Here is a 4,911-nt window from a genome sequence, read left to right as displayed (position 1 = left end):
GGGTTAGGGTGGGGTAGTAAGGTCGAGCGACTGCATATGATTACTCAACCTTCACACCCCCATCCCAACCTTCCCCCTACGAGGGGGAAGGAGCCTTACAAGGGTGGAATAGTTACAAGGGAGGTTTTTTAAAACCACGCATCCCGCATATCCAGCGTCGTCGTATCGATGCTCTCCAGCAGATCGAGCTGCGGCTGCACCTTCGGCAATTCCCATTTGAAGAAATAGGCGCAGGCCTGCAGTTTCCCCTGGTAGAAGTCGGCGTCATGCCCGCTCTTGCCGACCGCCAGCATCGCCTGCTGCAGCCACATCCATGCCACGACCGCATGGCCGAATGCCTCGAGATACACCGATGCGTTGGCGAGCGTCTTGTTCATGTCGCCCGCCGCATACAGCGTGCGCGTGACGGCGCCGATGCGCTGCCATGCATCGCCGAGGGACTTGGCGTAACCAGCAAGTTCCTGCACTTCGGAAGCCTTGGACAGCGTCTTGCGGACTTCCGTGACAAGCGCTTCGAATGCCGCGCCGTTCTGCATCGACACCTTGCGGCCCAGCAGATCCAGACCCTGGATGCCGTGCGTGCCTTCATGGATCGGATTGAGACGATTGTCGCGATAGAACTGCTCGACGTTGTACTCGCGGGTATAGCCATAACCGCCATGGATCTGGATAGCCAGGCTGTTCGCCTCGAGACACCACTGCGACGGCCATGACTTGGCAATCGGCGTGAGGATATCGAGCAGCAGCGTCGCATGCTTGCGCTCTTCCGGCGACTCCAGCGTACGTTCGTCATCCACCAGACGCGCGCAGTACAAATTGAGCGCGAGGCCGCCTTCGACATAGGCTTTCTGCGCCAGCAGCATGCGCTTGACGTCGGTGTGCTGGATGATCGGGATCTGCGGCTGGGCCGGGTCTTTCGCGCCGGGATGCCGCCCTTGCGGCCGCTCGCGCGCATATTCGAGCGAATGCAGGTAGCCGGTATATCCCAGCATCACCGCGCCGAGGCCAACACCGATGCGTGCCTCGTTCATCATGTGGAACATGTTGGCCAAGCCTTTATGCACTTCGCCCACAAGATAACCGATCGCGCCGGGCTTGCCCTGCGGCTTGAACTTGCCTTCGCCGAAATTGAGCAGGCAATTGGTCGTACCGCGATAGCCCATCTTGTGGTTCAGTCCGGCCAGCACCACATCATTGCGCTCGCCGATGCTGCCGTCCTGGTTCACCAGCTTCTTCGGTACGATGAACAGCGAAATGCCCTTCACGCCCGGGATCAGCTTGCCGTCCGGACCGGGCACTTTCGCCAGCACCAGGTGCACGATGTTTTCCGACAGTTCGTGCTCTCCGGCCGAGATCCACATCTTGTTGCCCTTGAGACGATAGGTGCCGTCCTCCTGAGGTTCGGCGCGGGTCGTGATGTCCGACAGGGACGAGCCGGCCTGGGGCTCCGACAGGCACATCGTGCCGAAGAAGCGGCCTTCCAGCATCGGCTTGACGAAGGTATTGATCTGCTCCGGCGTGCCGCATTTGAGCAGCGTGTTGGCATTTCCGATGGTCAGGAACGGGTAGGACGAGGTGCCGACGTTGGCGCCCTTGAAGTACGCGAGCCCGGCTTTCTCGATCAGCACCGGCAATTGCATGCCGCCCATGTCGTAATCCTGCCCGGCGGCCATCAGGCCGGATTCGCAGAACGCCTTGAGTGCGGTCTTTACCTCGGGGATGATATGGACGGTCTCGCCGTCGAAATGCGGTTCTTCCTGATCGTTCTTTTTATTGTGGGGTTCAAACAGGTCGGTGGCGATCTGCTCGCAGGTATCGAGCGCCGCATTGAAGGTTTCGCGGGAATGGTCGCTGTAGCGACTGCGCTGCGTGAGCGCCTCCGCATTCAGCCATTCATACAAAACGAATTCGAGATCGCGGCGGGAAATGATCTTGGATTGCATGGTTCAACCTCCGTTCTCCACGCGGCGTGAGGCCGCGTGGAGAACGCAAACAGTGAATGACGATGGCTTGGGGATGTTTGCGCGCTGCGCCGGTTACACCACTTCGAACAGGCCGGCGGCACCCTGGCCACCACCGATGCACATCGTCACCACCACGTATTTCGCGCCGCGGCGCTTGCCTTCGATCAACGCATGGCCGGTCAGGCGGGCGCCCGACACGCCGTAGGGATGGCCGACCGCGATTGCACCGCCGTTGACGTTGAGACGGTCGGCAGGGATGCCCAGCTTGTCGCGGCAATACAGGACCTGCACCGCAAACGCCTCGTTCAGCTCCCACAGGCCGATGTCTTCCACCTTCAGGCCGGCTTTCTTCAGCAGCTTCGGAATCGCGAACACCGGGCCGATACCCATTTCATCCGGTTCACAACCGGCAATCGCGAAACCGCGATAGATGCCCAGCGGCTGCAGGCCCTTCTGCTCGGCAAGCTTGCTGTTCATGACGATGGCGACCGATGCGCCGTCGGAGAACTGGCTGGCATTGCCGGCGGTGATCACGCCGCCCGGCAGCGCGGTACGGATTTTGGACACACCTTCCAGCGTGGTGTCGGCCCGGATGCCTTCATCGGCGGAAATCGTGACTTCGCGGGAGATCAGCATGCCGCTTTCCTTGTCGGCCACGCCCATGATGGTGGTCATCGGCACGATCTCGTCATTGAACTTGCCGGCGGCCTGGGCGGCAGCAGCGCGCTGCTGGCTCTGCACGCCGTACTCGTCCTGGCGTTCCTTGCTGATGTTGTAGCGCTTGGCGACGGTCTCGGCCGTCTGCAGCATCGGCCAGTAGATCTCCGGCTTGTTCTTCTTCAGCCAGACTTCGGCCAGCATGTGGCTGTTGGCTTCCTGCTGCACGCAGGAAATGGACTCGACGCCGCCGGCGGCATAGATGTCGCCTTCACCGGCGATCACACGCTGGGCGGCAGTTGCGATGGTCTGCAGGCCGGAGGAGCAAAAACGGTTGATGGTCATGCCGGCGGTAGTAACCGGGCAGCCGCCGCGCAGCGCGATCTGGCGCGCGATGTTGCTGCCGGTCGCGCCTTCCGGTGTAGCGCAGCCCATGATCACGTCCTCCACCTCCCCGGCCTCGATCTTGGCGCGCTCGATCGCCGCCTTCAGTACATGGCCGCCCAGGGTCGCGCCGTGGGTCATATTGAATGCACCTTTCCAGGATTTGGCGAGGCCGGTGCGGGCGGTGGATACGATGACGGCGTCAGTCATTTGAGGCTCCTTGAATTGAATTATGTTGATCTGTGTTGACATGGAGGTCGGTTCGATACGGGGAACAGCCAGCCACTCGACCGGGGAAAAAACGAATATCAGAATAGCATATTTTTAGCACGATCGTTCGCAAAAAATTTCCATCGGATAAGCCATCGATACCTGCCCGTCCGCTTCGGTTCCCGCCAGCTTCGGCGGCCTCCAGGAACTGTAAGTTTCTGTAAGTTTGGAGCAAGTATTGTGTAAGGTTCAAGTCGCACACTCGGCGCGTGCAAGCAATGCCGCAAGGCTTAGCACTTTATATTTATTATTCGAGGAGATTATCATGGCGACAGTACAGACAACTGCGCACACCATGACGGCAGAGGAGAAGAAAGTCATCTTCGCCTCGTCGTTAGGGACCGTGTTCGAGTGGTACGACTTTTATCTATACGGCTCACTGGCCGCGATCATTGCGAAGCAGTTCTTCGCAGGCACAGACCCCAACACCGCATTCATTTTCGCGTTGCTCGCGTTTGCCGCCGGTTTCATCGTCCGTCCCTTCGGTGCCCTGGTCTTCGGTCGCCTCGGCGACATGATCGGTCGTAAATATACCTTCCTCGTCACCATCCTGATCATGGGCGTGTCGACATTCATTGTCGGACTGTTGCCTACCTACGCATCGATCGGCATTGCCGCACCGGTCATCCTCATCACGCTGCGTATCCTGCAGGGCCTCGCGCTCGGCGGCGAATACGGCGGTGCGGCCACCTATGTTGCGGAACATGCGCCGCACGGCAAGCGCGGCGCGTTCACCGCCTGGATTCAAACCACGGCAACGCTCGGCCTGTTCCTGTCGCTGATGGTGATCCTGGGAACACGTACCGCGATGGGCGAAGCCGCATTCGCCGACTGGGGATGGCGTATTCCGTTCCTGGTGTCGATCTTCCTGCTGGCCATCTCGGTCTGGATCCGCCTGTCGATGAATGAATCGCCGGCGTTCGCCAAGATGAAGGCCGAAGGCCGCACCTCCAAGGCGCCGCTGTCCGAAGCCTTTGGCCAGTGGAAAAACCTGAAGATCGTGATCCTGGCGCTGATCGGCCTGACCGCCGGCCAGGCTGTCGTGTGGTACACCGGCCAGTTCTATGCATTGTTTTTCCTGACGCAGACGCTGAAAGTCGAACCGGCCACCGCCAACCTGCTGATCGCCGCGGCGCTCGTGATCGGCACACCGTTCTTCATCGTGTTTGGCTCGCTGTCGGACAGGATTGGACGCAAGAAGATCATCATGGCGGGCTGCCTGATTGCCGCCGTGACCTACTTCCCGATCTTCAAGGCCATCACGCACTACGCCAACCCGGCGCTTGAAGCCGCACTGGTCAACGCACCGGTGGTGGTGACCGCCGATCCGGCGGACTGCCAGTTCCAGTTCAACCCGACCGGCACCAAGAAGTTCACTTCATCCTGCGACATCATCAAGGCGAAACTGGCTGCCGCTTCGGTTGCCTATTCCAATGAAGCCGCACCTCCGGGCACCCTGGCCACGGTGAAGATCGGCGACAAGGTCATTACATCCTATGACGCCGCCAAACTGCCGAAGGACGAAGCCGCTGCCAAGGACAAGACCTTCTCGAAAGAGCTGGCCGATTCGATCAAGGCCGCAGGTTATCCTCCAAAGGCCGATCCTGCCCAGATCAACAAGGGCATGGTCCTCGTG

At 60.1% G+C, this 4,911-nt stretch carries 3 protein-coding genes; 1 reads left to right on the top strand and 2 read right to left on the bottom strand.

Annotation, left to right across the window (positions count from 1 at the left end):
* Window positions 1-128: 128 nt before the first annotated feature.
* Both V7080_RS24040 and V7080_RS24035 read right to left on the bottom strand, forming a co-directional pair.
* A complete protein-coding gene (locus tag V7080_RS24040) occupies window positions 129-1,943 on the bottom strand; it encodes an acyl-CoA dehydrogenase (RefSeq protein ID WP_334190909.1) in 1,815 nt (604 codons plus the stop codon).
* Window positions 1,944-2,036: 93 nt separating this feature from the next.
* Entirely contained in the window at window positions 2,037-3,215 is a 1,179-nt protein-coding gene (locus tag V7080_RS24035; protein WP_334190908.1) for an acetyl-CoA C-acyltransferase, read from the bottom strand.
* Between the two features lie 325 nt (window positions 3,216-3,540).
* On the opposite strand from V7080_RS24035, the gene V7080_RS24030 reads away from it, so the two are divergent.
* The coding region (locus V7080_RS24030; protein WP_334190907.1) for an MFS transporter at window positions 3,541-4,911 on the top strand (1,371 nt) is incomplete at its 3' end.

Origin of the sequence: Noviherbaspirillum sp. (assembly GCF_036846085.1) — a bacterium.
In the GTDB taxonomy this organism is placed as follows: Bacteria; Pseudomonadota; Gammaproteobacteria; order Burkholderiales; family Burkholderiaceae_D; genus Noviherbaspirillum.
The sequence above is the reverse complement of the archived record's forward strand: the minus strand, read 5'-3'. Positions and strand labels throughout refer to the sequence as shown.

Excerpts from the sequence above, each read along its gene's own strand:
- V7080_RS24035 (WP_334190908.1), bottom strand. The coding sequence starts at position 3,215 with ATGACTGACGCCGTCATCGTATCCACCGCCCGCACCGGCCTCGCCAAA.
- V7080_RS24040 (WP_334190909.1), bottom strand. The coding sequence starts at position 1,943 with ATGCAATCCAAGATCATTTCCCGCCGCGATCTCGAATTCGTTTTGTAT.